At 62.5% G+C, this 464-nt stretch carries 1 protein-coding gene and 1 pseudogene; both read left to right on the top strand.

Features of this window, described 5'->3' with window-relative positions; all coding sequences use genetic code 11:
- On the top strand, window positions 1-233 hold a 233-nt coding region (locus tag SB816_RS29860; RefSeq protein ID WP_410547972.1), incomplete at its 5' end, for a redoxin domain-containing protein.
- Window positions 234-309: 76 nt separating this feature from the next.
- A pseudogene (locus SB816_RS29855) lies at window positions 310-464 on the top strand (carboxymuconolactone decarboxylase family protein); the annotation flags it as partial.

Below are 464 nucleotides of genomic sequence, written 5' to 3'. Positions count from 1 at the left end.
CGTTCGGCGACGTCAAGGGCGAACTGATCGACCAGCTCGGCGTCCGCGACAAGGAAGCTGGCGTCGCACTGCGCGCCACGTTCATCGTCGATCCGGACAACACGATCCAGCACGTGTCGGTGAACAACCTGAACGTCGGCCGCAACCCGGAAGAAGTCTTGCGCATTCTGGACGGCCTGCAAACGGACGAACTGTGCCCGTGCAACCGCGCAGTCGGCGGCGCAACGCTGTAAGCGCATCGATGCTCGAAGCCCGCGGCGCACGTGCTGCCTGCGGGCTTTTTTAACGGCCAACCCATAGGAGATATCAATGGAATTCATCGACTCGATTAAGGCACGTATTCCGGACTACGCGAAGGACATTCGCCTGAACCTCGACGGCACGATCTCGCGCTCGTCGCTCGAAGGCAACGATGCGGTCGGCGTGGCACTGGCGGCAGCGGTCGCGGCGAAGAGCACCGTGCT

The sequence above is a fragment of the Achromobacter sp. SIMBA_011 genome, assembly GCF_046535435.1.
Classification (GTDB): Bacteria; Pseudomonadota; Gammaproteobacteria; order Burkholderiales; family Burkholderiaceae_B; genus Achromobacter; species Achromobacter dolens.
The sequence above is the reverse complement of the archived record's forward strand: the minus strand, read 5'-3'. Positions and strand labels throughout refer to the sequence as shown.